The sequence below is a fragment of the Bowmanella yangjiangensis genome (assembly GCF_018531185.1).
Classification (GTDB): domain Bacteria; phylum Pseudomonadota; class Gammaproteobacteria; order Enterobacterales; family Alteromonadaceae; genus Bowmanella; species Bowmanella yangjiangensis.
Genome location: NZ_JAHDJU010000006.1, coordinates 18,548 through 44,723 on the forward strand (window position 1 = coordinate 18,548; position 26,176 = coordinate 44,723).

A 26,176-nucleotide genomic window follows, 5' to 3' on the forward strand; every position below is an offset into this window, starting at 1 on the left:
TATCCGGGGATAAGGGGGCGAAGCCCCCTTAAGCAACCTTCTTCTGAATTTTCTGCTTAAGCGCATCCAGCTCGGCTTGCATCTTTTCGTCAGCTTCCAGTTGCGCAAACTCTGCGTGCAATCCTGGCTGCCCGGCTGTCAAATCGTAGGCCTCAAGCTGAGCTTCTAACTGCTCAACACGATGCTCATAGTGGTCAAAGCGTTGCATCACTTGCTCAACTTTTTGCGTGTCATTGCTGACCCTCACTTTCAAACGGGCAGCCACTGACTCCTCTCGCATTAGCAGTGTTTTCTGCTTAGTGCGTGCTTCACTCAGCTTCTCTTGCAGACGCACACTGTCCTGCTGAAGCTGCTGCAATGCCTCCTCCGCTTGCTGTAACTCGCCACTCAGTTGTTGGGCTTGCACCTCAAACTTGTGCTTTTCCGTCAACGCCAGTTTGGCTAGATCTTCCCGATCTTTACCTAAGGCCATTTCCGCTTTGTCTTGCCATTGCAGGACCTGTTCGTTAAGACGGTCCAGCTTGCGCTGCAAATCTTTCTTCGCAGCCAGGTTACGTGCAGCTATGGCACGCAGTTCAACCAGGGTTTCCTCCATCTCCTGTACGATAAGACGGATCACCTTTTTAGGATCTTCAGCTTTATCTAACAGGGCATTCAGGTTGGCTTGTACAATGTCATTCATTCTTGAAAAGACACCCATTTCACTTCCTCCACGCTTGTTGCCCTTAGTTTTGGGCTTATGACTAAATCACTCCCAATCACTATTACAAGCCTTATGCCAACTCAACAAAACCGAGTAATGCATTGTTTTTAAATGATTTTACTCAAATCATCTAACTAAGGTTATTCACACGCAAAATCGCCAAACTTAAAATTTGGTCAAATCAACCACATCACTGGTTAATTCCACCAAGTAAAACAAGCACAATTTGAAAAGCGCCTTAAAGCAAGCACGAGCAGGGGCCGATTGGGTTTGCCAAAGTCTTTCGCTGGGAAGAAAATGTGATGCCACTTTTACGGGAACAGGGAACAGGGAACAGGGAACAGGGAACAGGGAACAGGGAACAGGGAACAGGGAACAGGGAACAGGGAACAGGGAACAGGGAACAGGGAACAGGGAACAGGGAACAGGGAACAGGGAACAGAATAGTAAAGAGACAGAGAGAGTAAAGTAGAAAAGACGGTCCTACAGCTTAAAGACCGTCTTGGGGAGAAAAAGTTGGCGGCTTAACTAGCAAACGTTCTACGTAGCTAAATACCAGCGCACCAACCAAAAATGCCATCAGGGGTATCAGCAGCAAGCTGAGCAAATGCATCTGATCCAACATAAGCTTATTCTGCCTGCTTAGCTGGTTCTGGTTGCGCTTTCTCATTGCGCTCAACCAACTGCATTTCCTGGGTATCTTCTTGCAGTGTAAGTACATCGGCAGCTTTGCTCACCGCCTCTTTCACACTGTTGCTCATTTCCTGAGTTGTGGCACTCACGGCGGAACTGAGCACATGAGCGACAAGCTCCTGCAATGATACTTCGGTTGACTGAGCGCTGGCGCTCATTGAAGATACCAACAACACAGTGGCAGCGGTAAGTTTCATTTTGCTAAACATAAGGTTCTCCAAATCGGTTCATGTGTTAAGTCGCAATAACTGACGAAATAGTTGTTGCGAGACACATGCCAACTCGAAGAAAAATCACAAGACACTGAAATTAATAGATATTTTATCAATAAAACAGAAAGCGCATGAATTCTCAAAACACCACGCGCTCAAATAATGGTCATATTAACAATTTGGTAGTCAAATTAACCAACTAAGACTATTCGCTGTATTTGATGCCTGCCTGACGAGCCTCTAATGCATCGAGTAATAGCTGTCCATCTGTTGCGCGTGTGCCATTCTCACTCAAGTAGCGCCGCCAGATTCTTCCGCCAGGTTGCCCTTGGAAAATACCCAGCATGTGCCTGGCGACGTGCCAAACTCTGGCTCCCGATGCAACCTGTTCGTTGACATAGGGCACCATAGATTCAATTACGGCTTCGCGGCTAGGAATAGCATGTGCGTCGGCATAAAACTCCCGGTCCACTTCGGCGAACATGTAAGGGTTAGCGTAAGCTTCCCTGCCAATCATGACACCATCTTGATACTGTAGATGTTGCTTAGCCTCTTCCAGCGTTTTCACTCCCCCATTTATCGACAAATGCAGCTGGGGGAAATGCTCTTTGAGCAGGTACACCCTATCGTACATTAACGGCGGAATCTCCCGATTTTCTTTAGGGCTCAAACCTTGCAACCAAGCCTTTCTGGCATGAATGATAAAAGTATCGCAGCCAGCGTCCGCTACCCGGCGAATAAAATCATCCAAATGGGCATATTCATCCATATCATCAATACCAATGCGGCATTTCACCGTAACAGGTATTGCAACCGCCTTTTGCATTGCCGTGATACAGGCTGCAACGGTATCAGGCTCAGCCATCAAGCAGGCGCCAAAGCGACCATTTTGTACCCGATCTGACGGACAACCTACATTGATATTAACTTCATCATAACCGCGTGCCTCGGCGCGCCTGGCGCACTCTGCCATATCAGCGGGATCGGAACCGCCCAGTTGCAGAGCAACCGGATGCTCGTCACTGTTGAAGCCCAAATAATCACCTTTGCCAAACAAAATGGCCCCGGTGGTGACCATTTCGGTATACAAAAGTGTATGCCGGGTGATGCGGCGCATAAAATAGCGATAGTGGCGATCTGTCCAATCGAGCATGGGCGCTATGGAAATTCGACGGTTGAAAGAAACATCAGCCATGAGAGATTTTAACCCTTAAATAACAACAGCTTACCTTTTCTTTCTGGCAAAACTGGAAGAATACAAACGGCGGTTTTTGGCATCAAGTTTCCCTATTTCTCCCTCCTCGGGGGAACAAAAACCCCTTTTTGGGGGAACAAAAATCAGGGAGTGCCAATGGCCAATTATACCATTTCAAAACGTCAGAGAAAGAACGCGACGGTTTACTGCGCACGCGTGCGGGTAAAAGAAAACGGGGTAGTAACTTTTTCAAAATCCAAAACGTTTATTCATAAGACGGCGGCAATCAAATGGGCAAAAGAGACTGTCTATAAAGTCGAGCACAACACCAACAACACGCCATTTGAGTTAATTGACTGCACGCTGAAAACGCTGATTGAAAAGTATCAGGTTAAAAAGAATGCATCTGACCGGCCTTTGCGCCGTACAGCCAATTATTGTTTCAGACAAATCTGCACTTTCCCCATCGCAGATAAGCTAGTCACACATATTACCTCCGCCGACATTGTCGATTTTTGCCGACAACGCAAAGAGTCGCAGAGTGCTCCTTCTCCTCAAACGCTCTCTATTGATGTTTCCTGCCTGCGTAAAGTGCTGCGGGTGGCGAAATCAATGTTTCATGTAAATGTCGACGAGCGTCCTGTGATTGATGCATATCCGGCGCTTCATGACCTAAAGCTGATAGCGCGTTCAGCCAGACGAGAACGTCGCCTCGAACAGGGGGAGATGCAGGCTCTGCTGACAGAACTCACCAATCGCAGCAAACACCACTGCTGTATCATCCCGTATGTGGATATTTTCAGAATTTCGTTACTGACATGCTGTCGAATTAGTGAGGTCTGCAATATGCGCTGGGATGACCTGGACAGAAACAGCCGAACAATCCTGCTGCGAGACAGAAAAAACCCAAATGGTTCTCAGGGAAACAATTCCAAACTACCACTACTGGGCGAGGCGCTTGAAATCATTGATAGACAGCCCAAAATGGACGTTAAAATTTTCCCCTATAACCCGCGTTCAATCACGGCTGGCTTCAGGCGGACCAGGAAAAAACTGGGGATCAAAGACCTGCGTTACCATGATTTACGCCGAGAGGGGGCCAGTAGGCTCATCCAACTGGGTATGTCAGTAGAGGAAGCCGCGAGGATAACAGGTCATAAAGATCTCAACATTCTATGGCAGGTTTACGTTGTTATTAATCCCGACCAGTTTAATAGGTTCAGGGACGTCAACATCCTCGGCCAGTAGAGGAACAAAAACATCCAAAGTACATTTTTCAAACTGAAATTGTGTATAAATCATCCATTGGCGTAAGTTTTCGAACTATTTACGACATTGCGAGTGAAGCCTAGTGACGTAGGCCGCAATATGCAGATAATAGGTAACCTCGATGTATTTCATGAGGTTACCTAGTCGTATGGCGTTCTACACAATCACAGAAAAAACCGCCAGGGGCGAGGCCGTTTTCGCGGCCCGTGTCAGAGAAAAGTCCAAATATTATCCGCAGGACACCACAAAACGATTTCCATCGTACGAACAAGCCCTTGATTTTGCTGAACGCATGAAAAAACAGTATGAAGCCAATGTATCGGAGATAAAACAAAAAGCACGACTTCCTGGTGTCTCAACCCGAGTTTTGTTTTGCAATCAATCACTGCCTATACCGGATGTAAACTCGACGCTGCGGGCATTTATCGAACTATTTCTGCGCCAGCAATCTCAGGTTCCGACGCCAACAGGTCGCAGTAGCCAGGCGGCATTGAGAGCAATCATCGGTAAATCGGCTTATGACGGCTATGCCATCGCCAGTATGCGCCTAATTGATATTCAATACCGGGAACTGAGCAAGTTTTGCCAGGAGAGAACCGCGCTGGGCGCGAAACCGTCAACAATTGCCTCGGACCTGTCGGCAATCATGCGCGCTGTCAGAGAAGTTGGCCACGCTTGCAATATTAAAAATGTGTCGGATTCAGTTTTTGGTATCCATCTGAAACAACTGAGACGAAATGGTTTCATTGGCAACTCCACCACTCGTACACGCAGACTAAATAATGGTGAATATGAAAAAATATCCACGGCATTAAGACATGCTCAACAAAGAAGCGGCTCCAACGTTGATTATGAGGCAATCTTTATTCTGCTGATTGAGACGGCACAGCGGGTTGGAGAGCTACTGACATTAACCTGGCAGGATATAAACTGGGACACCAGTGAGGCGCTTGTCACGCCCAATAAACTACGACGTAGTAGCGGGGACTCACAGGACAATAAAAGAACAATTCCACTCTCAGAGCTAGCCAGAACAACTCTGAAAAGACTGAAGGAAGCCACTCCAAATGCAGTGGGTACAATTTTTCCCGTGAAAGCTAGTACCGTATCATCCAGATTTACACAAATGCTAAATCACATTGGGATTGAGGGATTGAGAACACATGACTTACGCAGAGAAGCCGTTTCCCGGCTGTTGGAGGATGGTTTATCAAAAGAGACCGTCATGGTAATCACTGGCCATAAAGATTCCAGAATGGTCGAGGATGTATACAACCAGATGCGGGCTTCTGAGGCAATCAGAAAACAAGAATTGAAACGTATGGATTAAAGTAAACTTTACTAGAGCTTATCTGAGCTAATATTTCACCAATCATAATTGCCCAAGACTAAGAACCAAGTTTACTCAAGCAAGGCTTCAAAATCTTCAAGAGGCAGCGGTTTACTAAATAGATAACCTTGTCCAAACTCGCATTTCAAATCTATTAGCGCTCTTTTCTGCTCCTCTTCTTCTATACCTTCACCGATAAGTGTTAGGCCTAACGAAGAAGCGAGATATGCTATGGTTTTTACGATGTCTAGGCTTTGCTTATCCAAAAGCATATCTCGCACAAAGGATTGGTCAATTTTTAGCACATCTATAGGAAATGCTTTCATGTAAGATAAACTAGAATAACCCGTCCCAAAATCGTCGATAGCTATAGATACCCCTTGTCCTGAAAGACTATTTAAAATATTTTGCGTTTCTTCAAAATTGTCCATCAACGCACTTTCTGTCACTTCCAATTCAAGCAGCTCTGGTGCCAAACCTGTTTCTTGAAGCAATTCAGCTACATCTTCACTTAGGTTAGATTCAACAAATTGCTTTGCTGCTATATTAACTGACAATCTGATACGGTGACCCCGTCGGTGCCAATTACTCGCCGCTTGACAGGCTTTTCGCATTACCTGATGTCCTACCTGATTAATCAAGCCAGTTTCTTCAGCAAGGGGAATAAAATGTATAGGGGATACAAGATTGCCTTTAGCATCACGTAGTCTAACTAGTGCTTCGGCCCCTATAATTCGTCCAGAACACAACTCAATTTGAGGCTGATAATGTACTTCAAGCCCATTATTAGTAATGGCAGCTCGAAGCATCAGTTCTACATTATGGCGCTGTAACAGTTGTGCCTCCAATTCTTCTGAAAAATAGCAATAGCGATTACGTCCCTCTTTTTTTGCTCGATACATTGCCACATCAGCATGGCGCATTAGACTTTCCTCATCATCTGCATCCGTCGGATTCAGGCTAATACCAACACTCACTGTCATTCGATATTCCTGAGCCTCAATGATAAAAGGGTCGCCCATTTCTTTAACAATTGCTGTTGCAATACTATCTACAATTCCTGAATTACGAATACCGGGAACGACCAAAACAAATTCGTCACCTCCTATCCGTGCTAACGTGGCACTAGTATCTACCAATGATTCAAGCCTTTTTGCCACTTGCTTGATGATAAGATCTCCATGATGGTGACCAAGAGAATCATTGAGGTATTTGAAGTGGTCGATGTCTATTAAAAAAACTGCAACCAGTTTGTTGGTGGAACGCACCATTTTGCAGGCCTGTCCAAGCCGATCATGCAGTAAAATTCTGTTGGGCAAATCGGTAAGCTGGTCATGATTGGCTAAATAGCTCATCTTGACGGCCATGGCAATTGACTCACTTACGTCATGAAACACGATTATTGCACCAATTATATTGCCGTCATCATCACGTATTGGGGCAGCCGAATCTTCTACTCGATATACTTCCCCATTTTTACTGGTGAGCTGGCTATTTAATGCCATTGCCACAATGCGTTTTTCTTGAAGTGCTAAACTGATTGGGTTGATACCAGGCTTTTTGGTGTCTGCATCACAAAGATTCATCACCGATTCTATATGTATCCCTTTTGCCTCCCTCGACAGCATTCCTGTCATTCTCTCGGCGATAGGATTCATAAAAGTCACCCGAGCATCAGTGTCAGTTGCGATTACAGCATCACCGATTGAATTTAACGTTACTTTCAGCCGTTCCTTTTCCAGCATTAAATCGTGCTTGGCTCGCCTAACAGTTGTTACATCAACCAATGTCAGCAAATAGCCAATCTCTTCATCTAGTACCCGCCTCTTAGTTAGGTAAACTTGAGCATACTCTATACCTCCGATGGCTTCAGGTATGTAAGCTGTAAAAGTATCTCTAGGAAGCTCCTCCATAATTTTCTTTTGAACAAGATTGAAGAGACTGGCAGGAAAAATATGTTGCATTTGTTGACCAGCCATTGCCTTGGCATTAATACCAAACCAATCACCTTCAAAATCATTACTAAACCAGTTGGCTAATTCTTTAGACCAACAAGAAATAAAGACCGGTACCTGAGTTACCAGTTCATGCAGATCGTCCTTTGCTGTCCTTAATGCCTTTGTTTGCTGCTGTAAGATCAACTGATTCTTAACCCTTAGTCGACAGAGGCCAAAATCAATGGGTTTACTTATAAAATCGATGCCACCTTGTGCCAGTGAATGATACTCATAACTTGACTCACTGTGAGATGTTACAAATATCACTGCACATTCCGCTGTATGTTGGTTGGCCTTTAATCGACGACACACTTCAAAACCATCAATACCAGGCAAATCAATGTCGAGCATCACAACATTGGGGTGATTAACATATGCTATTCGAAGTGCTTCCTCACCGCTTTCAGCATGTAGAATCTTACCTAACGTCTGTAAAGCGTCCTCCAAAATAATCCGATTAACAGCTTCATCATCAACAATCAAAATGGTCGGAAAGTCTTCACGTTGTGGGTTAAACAGCATTTTTTAGCAGTCTCCATACTGGCGATTTAAATGAGTATCGACTATTTTCAAAAAAGTTGCTGAAAAGCAACGACCATGAACAGCATAAGTCATTAATATGATGAGTGTTTAGCAAGTGTTATTTAAGGATGCTCCTCTTGCAAAGGCTAGACGACTCTCTACATCCGTTCAAAACAACTACAGTTTTAGTTGTCGAAGACGAACCCATCACTAGAACAATCATTGCTAACTACCTTGACGGCTTTTGTCATGTTGCAGTTGTCGCTAATGCTGAAGAAGCACTTCAATATTGCTCACTTACGCCTCCGGATCTCATTTTGAGTGATGTACTAATGAGAGAGATGGATGGGTTAGAACTATGCAGACAACTAAAAACTATGCCAGATGTATCCCATATTCCCTTAATTTTTATCACCTCACTTAGTGAGGACGTTGAGGAGCAAGCCTGCTGGGAAGCAGGATGTGTGGATTATGTAGTTAAACCAGTTAACGCCATTACCCTCACCAACAGAGTAAAAACCCATCTAACCCTAAAATTACAGACAGACTTTTTAAAACAACAAAGTCTTCTCGATGGTTTGACCAGGGTATACAACAGACACTGGCTGGAAGATGCAGTACAGAGGCTTATCCGTCAGTCAAGTAGAGAGTGCAGTTCCTTTTGTTTGGCTATGTTTGATGTGGACTGGTTTAAAAAATACAACGACCATTTCGGCCATTTACAAGGAGATCAATGCCTAAGGGAAGTTGCTAAGGCCTTAAAAAAAGCACTTCTTAGACCTTCAGATGCAGTTGTTCGCTATGGAGGAGAAGAATTTATATGTTTGCTACCTGATACTGATATAGAAGGTGCAGAGTGTGTAGTAAATCGTATCAAAGACGCGGTATGTAAATTAGAGTTAGCACATCCAGAGTCGCCATTTGGCATAGTGACCCTTAGTGGGGGACTCTCCCAACTTGATAATTCGGACCTCGAGAATTGGGAAGCTTGGCTAAAGCGTACAGATGAACTTCTATATAAGGCTAAAGCAACCGGACGAAACCGAGTCTGTATTGCATCGGTTCGTAATTAGTGTGATAAAGCACGGGAATAGGGATATGAATAAAAAAACTGTACCGGCATTAAAGTCTTCTGTCCTGACCAGCTACTTCTTACCTATTTCTTTAGTCATTGTGGTTAGCACCTCAATCCTCATGACAGCTTTCTTCGAATCTCGACTTGCTGATGAGATAGCGGAGGAAACAGACCAACAACTAACTCAAAGTTTGGCTTTGACGGCCAATTCTATTAACGACGCACTAGAACAATACAGGAAAGATCTGTTTTTCCTGCATGCTACTCCGCCCATTTCTGGATTGGCAAGGGCGACCGAGAATAATGGTTTAGACCCTCTGGATGGAACAAGGTTGGAACAGTGGAAGTTTAGACTAAGCACTATTTTTAAAGCATTGATGCAGAACAGGACCGAGATTGCACAATTGCGAATAATCAGTACCGAAAATTCAGGCTTGGAAATTGTTCGGGTTGACAGAATAGCTGGAACCTTAGAGGTAATACCACCGGAGCGCCTACAAAATAAATCAGATAGCGATTATTTCAAAGAAATCAAAGGTTCATCGCCAGGCCAAGTGTATATTTCGAATATTAGTCTTAATCGAGAATACGGGAAAATTGAATTCCCTTATCGCCCAATGATACGTCTTGGCTTACCGATATTCTACAATTCAGGGGCGCAGTTTGGTTTTTTGATTATAAATATAAATGCCACCTCCATAATTAGCCGCTTATCTGAGCATTCATCAAGAAATGAATTAATCATGTTATTGGATAGCAAAGGTCGTTTTGTTTATCACCCGGATGAAACTCTACAATACTCGAAAGATCTTAATCCGGAACTAACAGTCGATTCACTATATAGCATAGACGTTTCAGGAAGAGGAACAAAAGGAACGCTAGTCTCAAAAGACAATGAGAGCGCCTTTAGTTTCATGCAAAAAGATATAAGAATTGGCGCAAGTCAAGACGATGGAGTTTTACGATTAGTAATTGGACTTTCTCAGGAACGCATTCACCAATTAATGATGCAAGAGCGAATCTCATCCTATGGCTTTGTTTTTGTATTGTCCGGCATTCTCTTAACAATTCTTTTGATATTGAATGGTAAAATCCGCTCTCAGATTAGACTATCTGAGACAATGGCAGAAACCGAAGCAATAGTAAACGGTGTATCCGATGCCATATTCAGCCTGGATTTAGAAAGAAAGGTCAGAGCCTGGAACAATTCCGCAGAGCGTTTATTTGGTCTCGCAGCATTCAATATACTCGGAACTGAACTTCGGGAATTAAGTATTTTTAATAACTCTGACGTCACGGAGGCAATAAACGAAACGATGGAAAAAAAAACAATTAATATTGTCGAGTATCACCTGCAAACGACTACCGGATTAATTGACGCCAAAGTGTCAATTTATCCGATAATAACCAGTGTAGGTATATTGAGAGGTGTAGCAATTACAATAGAAGACATATCTGCACAGAAAATGATAGAAATGAAAAATGAACTGGCAAAAGCGGAGCTGGAAAAACTAGTTAATGAGAGAACAGCAGAATTGGCTATTGCGCATCAAAAAGCGGTTCAAGCCAGTGAGGTAAAGAGTGCTTTTATATCGAATGTGAGCCATGAAATGCGTACGCCGTTAAACGGCATAATAGGGACAATTCAGCTACTAAAACGTGACCCTATGACTGGCCGCCAAAAGAAATACTTGGCAATGACAGAAAGCAGCACTCTCACGCTAGCCACATTGATTAATGACATCTTAGATCTATCAAAAATTGAAGCAGGTAAGCTCGAAATTGATATTGCACCTTTTAGCTTAGTACATATGCTTGAGTCACTGGCTGACTCTATGGCGATAAAAGCACAAGAGCGAGGTTTAGAGTTCATTTTGGATTTGTCAAACTTGCATGTGGATGAAGTAAGAAGTGACATTCTCCGCCTTAAGCAGATTCTTACTAATCTTCTATCTAATGCATCCAAGTTTACAGATCATGGGTTCGTAAAACTCACAGTTTTCGACAAGTCGGATGCCGAAGAGCAAACCAGATTGTACTTTGAAGTACAAGACAGCGGCGTAGGAATTGCTGATGAAAATAAACACAAAATATTTGGGGCATTTAGCCAAGAGCACACTGGTGTCACCGAACAATATGGTGGAACCGGACTAGGCTTATCGATTTGCAAACAACTATGTCATCTGTTAAATGGTGAAATTGAGTTTGAATCAAAAAAAGGCGAAGGTAGTTGTTTTCGTTTTTATATAACTCTACCAGTGACGCCATCACAGACAGAACATTTATCGTTTGCACTCTCTGGCCAGCATATCGCAGTATTTGTTAAGCATCCCATATTGCGTGATGTTATACAACGTACCCTAACGAAACTGGGTGGCGTATGCTGTCTACCGGAAGGAATAGAAGGGATTAGGCAGACTTTAGAAGAAGCAGACATGTGTATCATTGAACCCGATTACACAGACTGGGCAAAGATAACAGACAGTTCATTTAGAGACGACTTAGAGTGTTTTTTGCTACTCGATCCCCTCAGCGTAGAAGATATAAGCTTCACTGCAAATCACAGGGTATTGAACAAACCGTTTTCGCAGACTGAACTGCTTGAGAAGCTAGCCGGTAAGAAGTCAGATCAAATCAGAGCTTCTAATACCTTATCAGCCAATGATACCACTCTCTCTTTGAAGGGCCACACCATACTCATCGTGGATGACAATCATATCAATGTTGAGGTTGCTAAAGGGCTTATCGAACCGACATTGGCCCGCACTCTTGTTGCCAACACTGGCGAAGAAGCTCTACAGGTATTAAGAGATAATCCTTTCGTTGACTGTATCCTTATGGATTGCCAGATGCCAATTTTGGATGGTTTTGAAACAACTAAAAAAATTAGAAGTGGCGAGGCCGGTGAGCAATGTATCAAAATTCCAATATTAGCCATGACAGCAAGTGCCATGTCGGGAGAGCGCGAAAAATGCATCAGCTCTGGTATGAATGATTATATTACCAAGCCAATATCTGCCAGCATTCTTGAAGCAAAACTAAGTAAATGGAGTGTAAAGATTAAAAGTTTTCAAACTCACTCGGTTGTTGAAGATCCCGAACACCCTATTTGGGATAAACAATCTGCCCTGACCAGAATGCAGAACAATCACATTTTATTTAACAAAGTAGTCAGAATGTTCATTGACTACTCAGCCGAGAAAGTAGGCGCTCTCAATATTGCAGTAGAGATGCAGGACGCCGAAGCCGTAAGAAAAGCAGCTCATGCATTTCGTGGACTAGCGGGAGATATAGGTGCATCAATGCTGGCATTTGAATTGAACAATTTAGAAAACGCTGCGAAAAAGGGTAATATTGAATTATTCACTTCAGCTTTAGCCAAGATCCAAAGTTCATATAATTCTCTCATGGAAGAACTGTCGAGGTTTGAGCTTACTGAAGCCAGTTAGACCCACTCTCGTTGTCTATCAGTAAGTAAAGAACTTTTTCCAATGTACCATTTGATTAATCACTCCACATAGAAGTTAATACAAGAATCTCGATGTTAGATTCTTGTCTGCAATGAACTGTGAGTTCAATTGGTCGATGCAATCGCAGTTCATGGAGAAAAAAGTTGTCAGAAAAGACCATGTAAGCCTGTAGAATTCTAACGCTTTCAAATATGTGAAAGAACTTTTTTAACTACACTGTCCAGCTCGAAAGGCTTGCCAATGTGATCATTCATTCCTGCATCCAAACAAACTTGAATATCATCGACAGACACATTGGCTGTCATAGCGATAATTGGCAAAGACTGAAATTCTGGCATCTTTCTTATACGAGTAGTAGCTTCAATACCGTCAACATCTGGCATTTGCATATCCATAAGCACCAGTTGAACCCTATCACTATTTTCCTTGAGAATTGATATACTTTGAGCGCCCCCTTCTGCATTGATAACTGTGGCCCCTTCAGATGAGAGCAACTCATCTGCGACAATTCGGTTAATGTCATTGTCATCAACTAATAGAATTGTCACACCACACAGACGCTGATTATTCTGTGTATCGTTAGAGACATCTGTAACAGGGTTTCGGCTATCTTGCGGATTTATTAATTCACTTAATTGACGTGGTGTCACAGGCTTAGTAATAAAATCATCAAATACTGGTGTATTCACACTTAACTCTTTTTCCAGTTCATCTCTTCCGTGCGCCGTAATCATAACAATTCGTGGTTGTTTGCGCGAAATCGAATGTTTCCGTATTACCCGAGCGGTGTCTAAGCCACTGATATCTGGCAACCTCAAATCAACGAGTATCAAGTCGAATGGGTCTGCATCAACGTTATCTGCAAAGATGTCAATGCCGTCTTCCCCTGTCTTAGCTTTTTCAACAGTAAAACCGAATCGTTGGAGATACTCCGACAGTATCTCCAACGCTAACGGGTTATCATCAATTACCAACGCACGTTTATGAAGCGAGAGTGATTGGCTTGATTCTCTATTCGTATCCTTGTTTTCACTGCCCTCCCTCAGCGGTAGGGTAAACCAGAAATAGCTGCCAACGCCTTCTTCACTTGTAAACTCCAGCTTCCCTCCCATTAGGTGAGTCAGCCGTTTTGATATCACAAGCCCCAAGCCAGAGCCGCCAAACCGTCTGGCGGTAGAGGGATCGGCCTGATTGAAGCTTTGAAATAATTTGCTTTTTTGTGCATCTGATATGCCAATGCCCGTGTCTTTTACGCCAAATAAGATTTGCTCATTTGCATCAAGCTTAACAATTACTGTGATTGTTCCCGAAATGGTGAACTTTAATGCATTGCCAACCAGATTTATTAATACCTGTTTTAACCTAAGACTATCGGCAAGGATTTTACGTGGAACGCTTAGATCAATGTCATACAGTAGTTCAACGTTACTTTTCATCTGACTACCGCTGAATACCACAGTAAGTTCTCGGATAAGGGATTCCAAATCGACCGGATGCAAGTCTATGTCAATTTTCCCTGCTTCTATCTTCGAATAATCGAGAATATCGTTGAGTAATTGTAAAAGTGACTTAGATGCTGATTGTGCCTTGCTAAGATAGTCTTTTTGCTTATCAGAAAGAGGGGTCTGGTTAATTAACTGTAACATACCAATAACGGCATTCATCGGTGTCCTAATTTCATGACTCATATTAGCAAGGAAATTTGACTTTGCAGCACTCGCGGCATCAGCTTGTTCCTTCGCGTGTCGCAAACTCTGCTCCACTTCAATCTGACTGGTGACATCGACGTTGATACCAATAACAGAAGTAACTCTATCCGCAGTGTCTTTTACACATCGAGCTTCGGCCTTAACATGTTTAATTCGACCATCAGGTGTGACTAGTCTGAAGATCGTGTTGTATTCCACTCCTCTTAAAACGACATCCATCAACGCAGATTCAGCCGATTCTTTGTCGTCTGGGTGCACTCGGTTTCGCCAGTGTTGATAAGTAACACCTTGTGATTTAATGTTCTCAGTGTACCCGTAAATCTCAAACATCCGCTCATTCCAGTTTAGCTCGTCACTTAATAAATCCCAGCGCCAAATCCCAAGCTCCGCAACGTTGGTGGCCATAAGCAAGCGATCTCTTGTTTCTACCAGTGCAGCTTTTATTTGCATTTGCTCTGAGATATCGGTGGCAATTAAGAGGTAACCTGAGACCTCACTTTTTTCACCCTTGATGACCGTTATTACCATTGATACAGGTACAACTGTTTTATCTACCCGAATGAGGTTACTTTCAAGCCTTTCAATACCTTCTGATTCTGCGACCGCAGTTATCGCAGCAATACCGACGGGGCAATATTCTGAGCCACTTGTTGAGGTCAAAGTTCTAGCATTCAGTTCACTTTCTGAGAACAATTTGAGAATACTGTGTCCAATTACATTATCGGATTTGTATCCGAGAACTTGCTCGGCACCATGATTGAATAAACTGACAATGCCATCCTTTGAAAAAACGATGATCGCCACTTGAGAAGCTGCATCCAATACGGACTGTAGTAGCCGATTAACTTTCTGCAGCTCAGCGGTTCTGGAAAGCACTTGTTTCTCCAGAACCAAATTAGCATTTTGAATGGTCTGCTCCGCTTCTTTTTGCAGAGTTTCGTTACGTATAACGACTGAGTAGCCTTTAGCAGCTTCGTCTCCATTGCCAATAACACTGATAGTTATGGATAACCATTGCAGCATTCCATCACGCTCTTGCTGCACATGAAAAGTACGCACACGCTCTCCCGATGCCAATTCGGAGAATATCTGTTTTAATTGGGGGTGGTATTTCGAATCAAGCAATCCACTAAGTTCATTACCTTTCTCCATACTTTGGTGCTCAGAAATTAGCTCCCTGGCAGCGTTATTCCAGTTCAAAAGGTGTCTATCCACTGATAGTCCTATTATTCCATCAGCCGAATGCTCAACTATCGATGCAATTCTGGCTTGCTCTTCTAAAGCAGCCTGCTTGCTTCTTCTCCCTAATGACATTACGTAGACAAGTGATGCTAATAGAAGGGTGAGGGCAATACCTCCAGTCAAATAATGAATGCTGTTCTTAGGATTTAGCCGACTGAAAAACGCAGGCTTTATGCCAAACTCAAACTTCCATTTCCTCCCAAAGACTTCTGAAACTGAGGATTCCCATTTAACAACTTCGTCAACGTTAGGCTCACTTGAATAAAAGTACCCATCAGATTCTGAATCTGTAATGTCTTGGATGCGCAGAAAGCTTGCTTTCTGATCTACCTGAATATCAGCGAGCACTTCAGACATAATTAACGGAGCATAGCTCCAACCAAATGCTAGGTTTTGCCGCTTCTCAATCGGAGGGAGGGTGGGAGTTTGATAGATTGGCATAAGAATCAGGAATGACTGTAAATGCAATCCGGATGCTTGCACGAGCGTTATTGGCCCGGTTATTTGAACTTCCCCTGTAGTCAATGCTTTAGTTGCCGCTTCCCGCCTATTTCGTTCGGAAGCTATATCTAAGCCGACAGCTTTAAAGTTGCGCTCAACAGGCTCTATGTATTGTATAACATAGCGGTCTCCCGGATTCGTGGACAATTCCAGCAGGTCAAAAGTAGGCCAGCCATCATTTCTGGCCTGTTGTAAAAATGACTCAACATCATATTGAGAGACCTTACGGATTACACCAAAGCCTCGGGCACCTGGAAAGTTTTTGTTGTAGTTGCGTGTTTCTGTGTACCTTAGAAACGATGAGCGAGAAAGGTTATCCAATCCAACCATATGGACAGCTCCACGAACACCATGTAGTCCATACTGATACAATTTCATTCTGTCTAGCACAGCAGACACGGCCTTGTCATGACTATCTAGTAGAGCTTCGTTTATTCTCGACGTAGTTGCTCTCTCAACCTCCCATGAAATAATCCCAGTGACAACCAAGCCCATAAGAAGAGTGCCTATAGTTAACCATAACGTCTTTCTGCCGGGCATATCCTTTGTCATATCTGTCACTCTGTATTCAGGGTTCGACAACGTAAACTTGTCATTCTCTACCCAAAGATTCAATGAGTATCACGTAAATTAACTGAATTTGCCTGAAATATTGAGTTGTAGAGTTGTTTCGAAGTGGAACTCTAAGCCAGAGTTTTGCAGTATGAGCTGAGATTTTGTAATACAGAGTTGCTCAGATAGATATGGTTTACTCATATAACAAAAAATCAAAAGCGTGACGAGTCACGCTTTTCATCGGAGCAAACTAACCAGTTAATACAACGCTAGAGTTGCGATGTTTCCTTGTTTTGCTTAGCACGCTTTTCTGCTTCAGTTTGCTTATTGAAGGCCTGCGTTAACTCATCGCGAAGGTAGTTCATGCTCATATCAAAGCCCATATGGGGTGCATTTAAGCTGATTTCTGTTGCGCCATCGCGATAAGTCGCGGACTTATCCCCCACAAAGGGAATGCGCTGACTGACCAGCTTGTACTTGCCGCCAATCGCCTGGTTTAAGTAATCAAACTTTGATTTGTTGAAGGTGGTGAGCACGCCGACCAGTACGCCATTTTTGTCGAAAATGGCAGTCAGCTCTTTGAGACCTTCAAAGCTAACCTCCCCTGTCGGGATATCGTACATATTGCCGAGGCTGTACTTGTTAACACCGGTCTGTTTGGCCGAGTACATGGATTTTACCTGGTCTTCAGTTGTCGTGCCCAGTTCCATTTTAAAAATGGCCGGGTCTGCATAAGACAGTGCGCTAAACAGAGAGAAAGCTAACGCGATTCCCTTTTTCATGGATGAATCCTCATTGATTGGGTTTCCAGATAACCGTTTAAGTAAGGGGTTTAAGGGGCAACAGCGGCCAGATAGCCCTGGTCGTTAAACACTTCACCACTGTCCTGCCAAGGGGTGGTTTCCAGCTTGGGATAGCCTTCCAGATATTTGACGTCACCGCCTGCGCGCTTTTTGATTTCCCGTACCACATCCAGCACGGTCTTCTCGGCCCAGGCTTCAGGTGTGCCAGAGATGGCATAAGCAGCTTTTCTGGCCAGTCCATCCAGCCCCAGGAAACCGCCGCCTTCTTGTTTGGTGTAGTTTGCGTAGACATCCAGAGCATAGCCGCCCTGGTATTCCCACAGGCACAGGTTAAATGACATAGAGAAGGCATTATCTACGTCCTTCTGGGCGGTTGCCGTCCACACCGCCCCATCACATTCTGCGGTTTTCAGCATATTGGCGAAGGAGCTGTTCATCTGCATGGCCAGTTGCATCATGCCGCCCATTTGCGACCCCATGCTTCCCGCCATATTGGCAGGCTTAAACCTGCCGGGTTTTTCTGGCTTCTCGCCCATCACGATAGGATTTTTCTCATTCGCTGACTGTACGTTGTGCCCCAGGCCATCACTGGCGGCTTCGACAACCATATGGCGGTCTGCACCGGTTTTGATGTCGAACACGCGATACAACTCAATGCTCTTTTGCTTATCTGTTGACGCATTGTTCAATGAGTTCATGGTTGACGAACAACCCGTTGCCATTGCCGCTGCAATAGCCACTGCAACCATCCCAAGTTTTCTCATAGCATTCCTCTGACTTTGGTGTTGTTGGATAAATACCAATCATTTATATCGGTTATATATCCGATTTTCGGTTATATTAATTGCTGAATTATCGTTTGCAACATGAAAACGATCTTCGATGCAAATTACCGCAAGCTAATAGGCTGGCTCACTGCTGAACGCAAGTTTCAGAAAATCAGTCAACCAGAACTCGCCACACGACTAGGATTTGCGTCAAACTCTTACATCAGCAAGCTAGAAACGTTCGAGCGCAAACTTGATGTCATGGAGTACGTCAGGATTTGCGAGGCGTTAAACCTCGACCCTCTCGAAGGCATTCAACTGTTAACAAAGAAACCTACCGGTCATTGATCGCTGATTTCTTAATTGCGCCACATCTCTACTCTCCCTCATATAGAAAAAGCCTGCTCGGTGAGCAGGTTGAAGTTTATGAGGACAGGACGTTGCGGATTGTCTCCGTCTTATTATTAATAAATGGGCACAGGGCATCAGCTGGTTAGCTAGCCTTCAAATCGCCTTGTAACGCTAACAATTAAAGCCAGTCTCCATGGCCATTATCCGAGATGCCAGCATCCCAATCACCGGCCCCGGCTGCATCATCGAAAGTAATAAACTCATCCTCAATCACCATAAAACCACTATGGTCAGCATGCGAAGCAAGGGAGCATTCCTCATCCAAAATGATGGTGGTCTGGTCGAGCAAATCTGCTCCGAATACCGAGCAGTTTTGGCTTACCTCAATAGTGTCAATGTCGTCTAAATCGCAGGTACCTGATGCAGGGATTAACTGCGACGATAACGACCCTGGTGACGGCAGTGCTAACACGACATTAGGCGACGATATGTCGCCCACATCCCCGCAGTACCCAAATAATTGCAGACTTAAAAGTGACATAAGATTTGCTTCAACCCTTTGTAGTAAAATCATTCAATGGATTGAAATTTAAGGGGATTTATGCTAATTTCAATTTCATTGACTGCGATAGCTCAGCAGCAATGAAATTGCGAAAAACATCTGCATTCCTCCCCTGCTTTTACACGCTTTTTTCACCCTGTGCGCACCGTCATCTTGGCTTTTGCCTTCGTTTTTTATATGGCAGAAACGCGCATAGCGACACACTAGTGATGCCGTCACTTTTCAGCGCACAAGCAACGCGTTAAAAACGCCGGATTTCGATAGAAAGCAGGCAAGCATGGCAGCTATGAAATAGCTCAATAAATCGCGCAAACAGACATCTGCGCAGCACGATTTCTGTTGTAGCAGCGCATGTCCGGTGTGCCGGACTAACCCAGTTTTTGTTTTTGCCTAAGCAAAAATTTCGGAGCAGGTGCGAAGTACCGGATTCGAAACCACATCGCTGAGGCACGCAGCGTGGCAGGCACAAGAATTGAGGAAATTCATTTCAGCAATACACCGCCTGACATGGCAAAAAGTGGGTTAGTACGGCGCAAGCCGGACATGCGCTCTTAGGCTTTTAATGTTAGCGACAAGGTCGCGTGATGCCAGCTCGTTGCGCATGCAACACCAGAGCTGGCAGGGCATTGAAAGCCGTTCTCGCCCATTGGACGCCAATGGGCGAGTCGCGTTATTGGTACACCCATCGGTTACCTGTGTAGTACCGCGTTGGCAATGCGTGTACCTACTGACGTACCGAACAAAAAGTGCTGAACAGACAAAATTTGTCACCTCCGTGCCTTCTTGTTTAGAGCCAGTCAACACGCAAGGAGATGACACCATGACCAGTGACCGTAATACCGATAGTAATACGTTGCGTAATCGCTATCAGCGCTACTTCGATATCAATATGTTCTACCACCCCTGTAATTCAAACCGGCTTACCGGACAACGCAGGCGTGAGTTGTGCGTCATCATTGCCGCCAGGTTTGGCATTGTCAGCCCCATTGTCATCAGTGAGGTATTTCAAATGACCCGACGTAAGGCCCTGCTGTTTTTAAACAAGCTCGTCGATGAGAAGCTTTTAGAGCTGGTTGTCACACACCGGGCCTGTGATGGGCGGGTTTATGTTCTGGCTTATGCAGGTGCCAGCTATGCCTCAGAGCTGATGAAAATTGACGTGCCATTTCGCTCCAGCAGTCACCCGTCTACCCAGGTTAATCTCAATAGCGTCGTTCATGATTCCATACTCTCGTATGTACTGCTCAGTGGCATACAAAACTGCTATGCAGACGGCACCCCAAATCCGTTGTGGTATGCATTTGTATCAGAGCTGGAATTTCGCAGACTGTACCCGGCATCGGCAGTGAAAAAAGTCGATGGCGTGGTTTTGTGCAACGACGGCTCAATCGCGGCAGTTGAGCTGGAAAACTCGTTTAAACGAAAAACCCAGCATCAGGAATCCATATACAAATTCCGGGATGCCATCCATGGCAATCCCAAACTGTATGACAAAGTGTTTTTTGTTGGCGGTTCAGACAAAGTATTCGCCGACACGAAAAGATTTCATCGCCAGTTGCTGGACGAATTACCACATAAACAAGACAGAAAAAAAGGTGGCAATGGACTTAGTAAATTAGAGGCCGACAGCCTTCGGGATACGCTGATTTTCAGGACAAAATTCACGTCGCCAATCACCTCGCTGTTTTATTCATGAGAGCAAGCGTGACGTATTAAAGAGGGCATCCAATGGATGCCCTAGAAAGTTACTGTGTATATCGACGCCGAACACCTTGTTCAATGATGTAAAACAGCGTTGCCAGCATATAGCAGGCGACTATCCCCCAATACCCCATAACGCCTGCGCATGGGTAACTGGGGTGCGGGGTGAAAATAGCTAACATCTCCGCCAGCCATATCAGCATTATCGCGTCGCCCACATATTTGAGCGTTTCCGACGTTTTCGCCAATACAAAAATGACTATTTTTTGGCCTCTTAGCATGCAGTGCTCCTCTGTGATTGTCCTGCATGCATATAAAGGTTCCGAGCGCGCGAATTCGCGCTGCATATGAAAGAAGGGACGCAAAATGCGTCCCTTCCAATACTGGCCTCCAAATTAGGCAGTTGCCCCGCTCACCAACGTCACAACAATTTCGCGCATTCGCGTATGTAGTGCTGATAATGTCCCTAGCAGTATCACTCGCTACAGTCAGGCACAACCTGGCAGTAGGCGCTCAGCCATCTGGCATCGCAGAAATTAGCCCCGGAGAGTCTAGGGAACCCCGAGTAATAGCGGTCTTCCGAGCGTTGGTTTGGCAACCAATGAATCATGTCCCTAACTGTAGATAGGGACATGGAGGGGAAAATTCTCTGAAAAACTCAGCGACGCTAAAATTTTATTAAAAGTAATAAAAAAACGGCCCCATTGGGGCCGTAGAGTTTATTCTGCATCCAGCAGAATCATGCGCCATCGCAAATAGGCTGCCTCTATCCATCCCTCTGCATCGACACCAAAAACGGTTTCAAATTCGTCAGAAAAATGAACCAGAAACATGGCAATTTCCTCGCGCAGTTTATACAGAGTTTCAACCATAGCGATGCCCCTGCGGTATTTGCCCTGCCGGTCGTTGAGTTCGTCAATCAACTGATTGCTGAGACTGATACCCAGCCACCGCCCAACTGCGTCCCTATGCAGGTAGATATAGCGATCAAATTGCAATGCCAGATTCTGATCTGTACGCACTAGATTGGCCAGCAGGAGTATGGTCGACGTGTCACCTGTAAATGGTGACCGGCTCGCCCGCTGATATAGCCTGATAATTGAAATAGCGTTACTCATAGTTTTCTCCTTTGTTGTCCTCACATACAACTAGTTCCGCGAGAAGAAAATTTTGAGTAACACTATGAATAACAAGTCCGACACATAATTTCCGTCATGGGTTTCTATGTAATTTCGTGGACAACCACTAACACGAGGAAATTGCTATGAACGAAATACCATTTGAATTCTGCATTGAACCGGCGATTCAGATATTTGAACCAATGCCACTTGATATGGATGAGGATTGCATCGCACTGTATGAGGGCGATGGGGAATATATCCATTATGTCCGGCATTACGGTGCTCAGGTCGAGTTCATTGTGGTCAGCGATGGCCTGATAGGTCAGCTACCTGAATGGCTGAGACCATCAAGCCGGGTATTTGTGCGTAAAAATTTTTATGCATTAAAGCAGTTCCGCGCAGAGATCCGTCAGTATGTGATCGAGTCAGGACAAAACCGCCATTTCAGCTATCTATTCCAGTCGTCGCTAGGGGAGTTTTTCGACGATCTATAGGTAGCACGACTAGTGGCCGACTATATGTCGGCCATTTTTTTTAGTATTGTCAGCATAATCTGGATTTTTTCATCTATCGCTAGAAATCTAAAATGCGACCGTTACTGAAACACTGACGAACTCGTATATATATAGGAGACAATGATGAATCATCCAGATGCACAATCTAATCTGTCTGTTGGTCTGTGGAAAAACCATCTAGTGGGTTGGCTGTTCACCAGCTATGGCAGCGCAACGGTGCCATACCAGCAAGTGGCGTCGGACTATTTTGGGTGGACGTCAGCAAAAACAGCTCAGGCAAAAATTGCTGAAGTTCGGAAAGCAGGTCTTGTGATTAGCGATCTAGAAATGGGCAGTAAGAGACATATAGTGCATATCTCCGATTTAGCTGATTTTTTGTTGGCAAAACGAACTGTCAGCATAAGTGACTAGACGAATTTATTAAGTTCGAAAAACCAGCTCCGGCTGGTTTTTCGCGCTTTATAGGGCACGACTCTGTGACTATCAGGGAAGAAGCTACTCTACTTGCACTTGCGTTGCTGAAACTTTTCAGGAAAATCGGTCGCTGAGCGTCCTCGGGTTGGGGGACAAAATAGGGGAACAAATTACCAAGCCTGCCCGGCAAGCCAGTTATTCTAAGGGGTTAAGCCCGTATTTCCGTCCAATCGAGCATGGGCGCTATGGACATGCGCCTCGATTCATTCAAAGAAACAACTGTCTTGGTGAGTTCGCTATTCGACGCCACGTCTTGCTTGTCATTCATAATTCAATATTTCTGGGTTCTGTAAAAGTTGTCGAACAGACTTTGCAGCCACAATATGCTTTTCGGTTACTCAGCATCATCGCCTTGGAGTATTCGCAGATGAAACAAATAACCGAGGGGGATTTTACCTAAGAACTGCTCTGTTGGGCACTCGCGGCAGGCTGCGATATTGTTTGACCTTGTTACGCCATAAGATTTTTCGTCCACATCGCCCATATTGGCCAATTGATAAACTTCTCACCTGAAGCACTCAATCACCTTCACAACATACTGATAACACGCCTTTTCACAGGGTGTTACTATGCTACACTAGCGCCAGAGTGCATAGCTGACATGACCTGATGAATCACCAAAAATTGATCGAAAAAGCCAGACGATACTGTGAAGGGAAAGGCGCCCGTTTTACGCTGTTGCGGGAGAAGGTTTATGGCCTGCTGCTGCAAAAACAGGGAGCCACTGGTGCTTATGAACTACTTGATGAGCTCAAGGAGACCGAGAGTTCAGCCAAGCCAGCGACTGTTTATCGCACCCTGGATTTTCTGCTCGAGTTTGGCCTGGTCCACAGATTAGAGTCCACCAATGCGTTTGTAGCTTGCCATCATTTTGGTTGTAACCACCCAGTGCAATTCCTGATTTGTGATACCTGTGGCGAAGTGCAGGAAATACAATCTGAAGGATTAAAAGACACCCTGGATAACCAGGCGAAGGCTTATGGATTCAAGGTGGAGTCACAGACTATTGAAGCACACGGCACTTGTGCAAGCTGTCAGAATTGAACGAAATAAATATAAATAACAAACTGTTATCTTTTTATTGAGCTAGACATCAGCGGCACTGTTGACCATAGTTAATGGGCTACTCCCCCATCGTTATAGTGGCGTGCTACAGCGGCAAAGGATGACATTGATGTATTCAGCGCCTAAGAGCGCTTCAGACAAGGTCGAAAAACAACTATGAATGTTGAATTTATTAACCCTTTTATATCCTCATTGCTCAATGTGCTGGAAACCATGGCACAAACCAAACTGCAGCCAGGAAAACCTAAAAAGAAGGGCGACGAAGTAGCTGTAGGCGATGTGTCAGGATTGATTGGCATGGTAGGCCCACAAGTGAAGGGCTCGTTCTCAATTTCTTTTGACGAATCCCTGGCACTGGAAATTATGCAGCGCATGTTGGGTGAAAAACCATCCAAGATAAATCCGGAAGTCACCGATATGGTGGGTGAGATTACCAACATGGTCACAGGCGGCGCCAAGCTTGAATTGTCCAGCAAAGGCTATGACTTTGATATGGCCACCCCTATAGTGGTATCCGGCAAGCAACACACAATTACCCACAAAGTAGACGGCCCGAAAATCATTTTGCCTTTCACCAGTGATGCCGGTAAGGCCCACCTGGAGATTTGTTTCGACAAACTATGAGTCAGTGGCAACAACAGCTCATTCGTTTGTCGGCCAGATCTCGCGGATTTTATCTGGTCACCGACGAGATTGTTGAACAGTTCAGCGCCCTGCGCAGCTGTCGCATTGGCCTGTTGCACTTACTGTTGCAACACACCAGCGCCTCTTTAACCTTAAATGAAAATGCCGATCCCACTGTCAGAGGCGATTTTGAACGCTTCTTCAACCGCCTGGTTCCCGAGCATGCCAATTATTTTCAGCATACTTACGAAGGACCAGATGATATGCCCGCCCATATTAAAGCCAGTGTACTGGGCACCAGTCTAACCCTGCCAGTCAGCAACGGTCATTTAGCACTAGGCACCTGGCAGGGCATTTACTTGGGGGAACATCGCGATCAGGGAGGCAGTCGCACAATTATTGCCACACTAACCGGCCAGCTCGACGACTAACCACCAGCATTTAAACTGGTATTTCCAGTTAGTCATTGAACTTGGTACAATCAGCACCAGCAGCCATTTAGAGCTCGCCCATCATAATATCCTCTCCTCAAATGAGGAGACGTTGCCCAAACAGCAAGGCAACCAACCTTCAGGAATAAGTAGTAACTGCTGAATTTTTGATTACGCTTGTATTGGCGTATCTATCATTAAGGGACCACCATGAAAAATAATTCCTTAGCAACTGCTCTTATTCTCAGCCTGATTCCAGCACTGGCACAGGCCAATGAGCCCACCGAGTACGAAGGCTGGGTAGCCGGCTTCGGTGAATACTATAAGGTAGACAGCGACAAGCCGTTGCCCTCAGGCGGGCTGGACGACGGCACCGGCATAGGCGCAGAACTTGGCTTCAGATTTACCCCTAATTGGGGTGCCAGAATCGAATGGTCTCATTTGAATCTTGATTCAGAGTCAGGTCTGACCGATGAGTCCGGCGACCGTGTAGGTATTGATGCTTTGTATTTCCTTGACCAGAAACAGACTTATGTTTTTGGTGGCTTCAAGCATGAAAACCTGCAGGAAAATTACCGCATGATGAACTTGGGTGTAGGTCGTCACTGGGACCTTACCGAGAAATGGAAACTGGTCACTGAGGCCGCGGCCTATTATGACTTCGGTCAGGACTTCAAGGATTACAGTGTAAAACTGGGTCTGGCGTATACCTTTGGTCATAAGTCTAAGCCAATGCCAGCGTCTGAGCCTGTAGTTACACAAACTGCAGCACCTGTAGCTGAACAGCCTAAAGATTCAGATAACGATGGTGTTAACGACGCGCAGGATCGCTGTGCCAACACGCCCAGCACCGATAAAGTGGATGCGACAGGCTGCAGCATCTTCATGGAAGAGAAAGTCGAAACCCGTCTGGATATTCTGTTTGCCAACAACAGTTACGAAATTACTGACCCGGACGATGCACAAATTCAGGTGTTCGCACAGTTTATGCGCCGCTTCCCTAATACACAGGCAGTCATCGAGGGCCACACCTCTGCACCTGGAGACAGTGCCTACAACCAGAGTCTGTCAGAAAAACGTGCTAAAGCCGTCAGACAGTTGCTGATTGACCGTTATGGTATCGATGCTGGACGTTTGGAAGCCGTTGGTTATGGCGAGAGCCGCCCACTGGATTCAAGCAATTCAGCAGAAGCCCACCAGCGTAACCGTCGTATTCACGCCACGGTTAGTGCGATGGAAAAGGTTAAGGTTACCAAATAACCAAAGACTAAAAAGGGCGCCAATTGGCG

23 protein-coding genes are annotated in these 26,176 nt (G+C 44.8%); 12 read left to right on the plus strand and 11 right to left on the minus strand.

Annotation, left to right across the window (positions count from 1 at the left end; all coding sequences use genetic code 11):
* Positions 1-28 precede the first annotated feature (28 nt).
* The 4 genes from pspA to dusA form a co-directional block, all read right to left on the minus strand.
* Positions 29-700, minus strand: a complete 672-nt coding sequence (gene pspA / locus KJY73_RS21390) for a phage shock protein PspA (protein WP_214345645.1) — start codon at positions 698-700, stop codon at positions 29-31.
* Between the two features lie 493 nt (positions 701-1,193).
* A complete protein-coding gene (locus KJY73_RS21990; RefSeq protein WP_269813818.1) occupies positions 1,194-1,328 on the minus strand; it encodes a hypothetical protein in 135 nt (44 codons plus the stop codon).
* Between the two features lie 4 nt (positions 1,329-1,332).
* Positions 1,333-1,605, minus strand: a complete 273-nt coding sequence (locus KJY73_RS21395) for a hypothetical protein (protein WP_214345646.1) — start codon at positions 1,603-1,605, stop codon at positions 1,333-1,335.
* 208 nt (positions 1,606-1,813) lie between these two features.
* Entirely contained in the window at positions 1,814-2,803 is a 990-nt protein-coding gene (dusA, locus tag KJY73_RS21400; RefSeq protein ID WP_214345647.1) for a tRNA dihydrouridine(20/20a) synthase DusA, read from the minus strand.
* Positions 2,804-2,959: 156 nt separating this feature from the next.
* Here dusA and KJY73_RS21405 point away from each other — a divergent pair, with 156 nt between their 5' ends.
* Complete coding sequence (locus KJY73_RS21405; RefSeq protein ID WP_214345648.1) at positions 2,960-4,051, plus strand: site-specific integrase; 1,092 nt, start codon at positions 2,960-2,962, stop codon at positions 4,049-4,051.
* Between the two features lie 169 nt (positions 4,052-4,220).
* Positions 4,221-5,402: a tyrosine-type recombinase/integrase gene (locus KJY73_RS21410; protein WP_214345649.1), complete on the plus strand. Its 1,182-nt coding sequence runs from the start codon at positions 4,221-4,223 to the stop codon at positions 5,400-5,402.
* Positions 5,403-5,473: 71 nt separating this feature from the next.
* Here the strand turns inward: KJY73_RS21410 and KJY73_RS21415 are convergent, their stop codons facing one another.
* Complete coding sequence (locus KJY73_RS21415; RefSeq protein ID WP_214345650.1) at positions 5,474-7,921, minus strand: two-component system response regulator; 2,448 nt, start codon at positions 7,919-7,921, stop codon at positions 5,474-5,476.
* 137 nt (positions 7,922-8,058) lie between these two features.
* Between KJY73_RS21415 and KJY73_RS21420 the strand changes: the two genes are divergently transcribed.
* On the plus strand, positions 8,059-8,994 hold the full coding sequence (locus KJY73_RS21420; RefSeq protein ID WP_214345651.1) for a diguanylate cyclase: 936 nt from the start codon (positions 8,059-8,061) through the stop codon (positions 8,992-8,994).
* A 25-nt stretch (positions 8,995-9,019) separates the two neighbouring features.
* Entirely contained in the window at positions 9,020-12,445 is a 3,426-nt protein-coding gene (locus tag KJY73_RS21425; RefSeq protein WP_214345652.1) for an ATP-binding protein, read from the plus strand.
* Positions 12,446-12,651: 206 nt separating this feature from the next.
* Here the strand turns inward: KJY73_RS21425 and KJY73_RS21430 are convergent, their stop codons facing one another.
* The 3 genes from KJY73_RS21430 to KJY73_RS21440 form a co-directional block, all read right to left on the minus strand.
* Positions 12,652-16,470: a PAS domain-containing hybrid sensor histidine kinase/response regulator gene (locus tag KJY73_RS21430; protein WP_214345653.1), complete on the minus strand. Its 3,819-nt coding sequence runs from the start codon at positions 16,468-16,470 to the stop codon at positions 12,652-12,654.
* A gap of 272 nt (positions 16,471-16,742) precedes the next feature.
* Positions 16,743-17,255, minus strand: coding sequence for a hypothetical protein (locus tag KJY73_RS21435; protein ID WP_214345654.1), 513 nt, complete (start codon positions 17,253-17,255; stop codon positions 16,743-16,745).
* 50 nt (positions 17,256-17,305) lie between these two features.
* On the minus strand, positions 17,306-18,040 hold the full coding sequence (locus tag KJY73_RS21440) for a hypothetical protein (RefSeq protein ID WP_214345655.1): 735 nt from the start codon (positions 18,038-18,040) through the stop codon (positions 17,306-17,308).
* A 102-nt stretch (positions 18,041-18,142) separates the two neighbouring features.
* Here KJY73_RS21440 and KJY73_RS22080 point away from each other — a divergent pair, with 102 nt between their 5' ends.
* Entirely contained in the window at positions 18,143-18,391 is a 249-nt protein-coding gene (locus KJY73_RS22080) for a helix-turn-helix domain-containing protein (RefSeq protein WP_214345656.1), read from the plus strand.
* A 181-nt stretch (positions 18,392-18,572) separates the two neighbouring features.
* Here KJY73_RS22080 and KJY73_RS21450 read toward each other — a convergent pair whose 3' ends face one another.
* Positions 18,573-18,935, minus strand: coding sequence for a hypothetical protein (locus KJY73_RS21450; RefSeq protein WP_214345657.1), 363 nt, complete (start codon positions 18,933-18,935; stop codon positions 18,573-18,575).
* A gap of 583 nt (positions 18,936-19,518) precedes the next feature.
* On the opposite strand from KJY73_RS21450, the gene KJY73_RS21455 reads away from it, so the two are divergent.
* Positions 19,519-20,652 (plus strand): hypothetical protein, encoded by a 1,134-nt coding sequence (locus tag KJY73_RS21455; RefSeq protein ID WP_232848817.1) that lies wholly within the window; start codon positions 19,519-19,521, stop codon positions 20,650-20,652.
* A 49-nt stretch (positions 20,653-20,701) separates the two neighbouring features.
* On the opposite strand, the gene KJY73_RS21460 is transcribed toward KJY73_RS21455, so the two are convergent.
* On the minus strand, positions 20,702-20,938 hold the full coding sequence (locus tag KJY73_RS21460) for a hypothetical protein (protein WP_214345658.1): 237 nt from the start codon (positions 20,936-20,938) through the stop codon (positions 20,702-20,704).
* 438 nt (positions 20,939-21,376) lie between these two features.
* Positions 21,377-21,775, minus strand: a complete 399-nt coding sequence (locus KJY73_RS21465; protein WP_214345659.1) for a hypothetical protein — start codon at positions 21,773-21,775, stop codon at positions 21,377-21,379.
* Positions 21,776-21,921: 146 nt separating this feature from the next.
* Here KJY73_RS21465 and KJY73_RS21470 point away from each other — a divergent pair, with 146 nt between their 5' ends.
* From KJY73_RS21470 to KJY73_RS21495, 6 genes are all read left to right on the plus strand, one after another.
* A complete protein-coding gene (locus KJY73_RS21470; RefSeq protein WP_214345660.1) occupies positions 21,922-22,272 on the plus strand; it encodes a hypothetical protein in 351 nt (116 codons plus the stop codon).
* A 144-nt stretch (positions 22,273-22,416) separates the two neighbouring features.
* A complete protein-coding gene (locus tag KJY73_RS21475) occupies positions 22,417-22,704 on the plus strand; it encodes a pyocin activator PrtN family protein (RefSeq protein ID WP_214345661.1) in 288 nt (95 codons plus the stop codon).
* Between the two features lie 672 nt (positions 22,705-23,376).
* A complete protein-coding gene (locus tag KJY73_RS21480) occupies positions 23,377-23,811 on the plus strand; it encodes a transcriptional repressor (protein WP_214345662.1) in 435 nt (144 codons plus the stop codon).
* A 177-nt stretch (positions 23,812-23,988) separates the two neighbouring features.
* Positions 23,989-24,456: a chemotaxis protein CheX gene (locus KJY73_RS21485; protein WP_206595907.1), complete on the plus strand. Its 468-nt coding sequence runs from the start codon at positions 23,989-23,991 to the stop codon at positions 24,454-24,456.
* A complete protein-coding gene (locus KJY73_RS21490) occupies positions 24,453-24,887 on the plus strand; it encodes a secondary thiamine-phosphate synthase enzyme YjbQ (protein ID WP_214345663.1) in 435 nt (144 codons plus the stop codon). Before KJY73_RS21485 ends, KJY73_RS21490 begins: the two co-directional genes overlap by 4 nt.
* A gap of 210 nt (positions 24,888-25,097) precedes the next feature.
* Positions 25,098-26,147: an OmpA family protein gene (locus tag KJY73_RS21495; RefSeq protein ID WP_214345664.1), complete on the plus strand. Its 1,050-nt coding sequence runs from the start codon at positions 25,098-25,100 to the stop codon at positions 26,145-26,147.
* The last annotated feature ends 29 nt before the right edge of the window (positions 26,148-26,176 follow it).

Excerpts from the sequence above, each read along its gene's own strand:
- pspA (WP_214345645.1), bottom strand. The coding sequence starts at position 700 with ATGGGTGTCTTTTCAAGAATGAATGACATTGTACAAGCCAACCTGAAT.
- KJY73_RS21990 (WP_269813818.1), bottom strand. The coding sequence starts at position 1,328 with ATGTTGGATCAGATGCATTTGCTCAGCTTGCTGCTGATACCCCTGATG.
- KJY73_RS21395 (WP_214345646.1), bottom strand. The coding sequence starts at position 1,605 with ATGTTTAGCAAAATGAAACTTACCGCTGCCACTGTGTTGTTGGTATCT.
- dusA (WP_214345647.1), bottom strand. The coding sequence starts at position 2,803 with ATGGCTGATGTTTCTTTCAACCGTCGAATTTCCATAGCGCCCATGCTC.
- KJY73_RS21405 (WP_214345648.1), top strand. The coding sequence starts at position 2,960 with ATGGCCAATTATACCATTTCAAAACGTCAGAGAAAGAACGCGACGGTT.
- KJY73_RS21410 (WP_214345649.1), top strand. The coding sequence starts at position 4,221 with ATGGCGTTCTACACAATCACAGAAAAAACCGCCAGGGGCGAGGCCGTT.
- KJY73_RS21415 (WP_214345650.1), bottom strand. The coding sequence starts at position 7,921 with ATGCTGTTTAACCCACAACGTGAAGACTTTCCGACCATTTTGATTGTT.
- KJY73_RS21425 (WP_214345652.1), top strand. The coding sequence starts at position 9,020 with ATGAATAAAAAAACTGTACCGGCATTAAAGTCTTCTGTCCTGACCAGC.
- KJY73_RS21430 (WP_214345653.1), bottom strand. The coding sequence starts at position 16,470 with ATGACAAAGGATATGCCCGGCAGAAAGACGTTATGGTTAACTATAGGC.
- KJY73_RS21435 (WP_214345654.1), bottom strand. The coding sequence starts at position 17,255 with ATGAAAAAGGGAATCGCGTTAGCTTTCTCTCTGTTTAGCGCACTGTCT.
- KJY73_RS21440 (WP_214345655.1), bottom strand. The coding sequence starts at position 18,040 with ATGAGAAAACTTGGGATGGTTGCAGTGGCTATTGCAGCGGCAATGGCA.
- KJY73_RS22080 (WP_214345656.1), top strand. The coding sequence starts at position 18,143 with ATGAAAACGATCTTCGATGCAAATTACCGCAAGCTAATAGGCTGGCTC.
- KJY73_RS21450 (WP_214345657.1), bottom strand. The coding sequence starts at position 18,935 with ATGTCACTTTTAAGTCTGCAATTATTTGGGTACTGCGGGGATGTGGGC.
- KJY73_RS21455 (WP_232848817.1), top strand. The coding sequence starts at position 19,519 with ATGTTAGCGACAAGGTCGCGTGATGCCAGCTCGTTGCGCATGCAACAC.
- KJY73_RS21460 (WP_214345658.1), bottom strand. The coding sequence starts at position 20,938 with ATGCTAAGAGGCCAAAAAATAGTCATTTTTGTATTGGCGAAAACGTCG.
- KJY73_RS21465 (WP_214345659.1), bottom strand. The coding sequence starts at position 21,775 with ATGAGTAACGCTATTTCAATTATCAGGCTATATCAGCGGGCGAGCCGG.
- KJY73_RS21470 (WP_214345660.1), top strand. The coding sequence starts at position 21,922 with ATGAACGAAATACCATTTGAATTCTGCATTGAACCGGCGATTCAGATA.
- KJY73_RS21475 (WP_214345661.1), top strand. The coding sequence starts at position 22,417 with ATGAATCATCCAGATGCACAATCTAATCTGTCTGTTGGTCTGTGGAAA.
- KJY73_RS21480 (WP_214345662.1), top strand. The coding sequence starts at position 23,377 with ATGAATCACCAAAAATTGATCGAAAAAGCCAGACGATACTGTGAAGGG.
- KJY73_RS21485 (WP_206595907.1), top strand. The coding sequence starts at position 23,989 with ATGAATGTTGAATTTATTAACCCTTTTATATCCTCATTGCTCAATGTG.
- KJY73_RS21490 (WP_214345663.1), top strand. The coding sequence starts at position 24,453 with ATGAGTCAGTGGCAACAACAGCTCATTCGTTTGTCGGCCAGATCTCGC.
- KJY73_RS21495 (WP_214345664.1), top strand. The coding sequence starts at position 25,098 with ATGAAAAATAATTCCTTAGCAACTGCTCTTATTCTCAGCCTGATTCCA.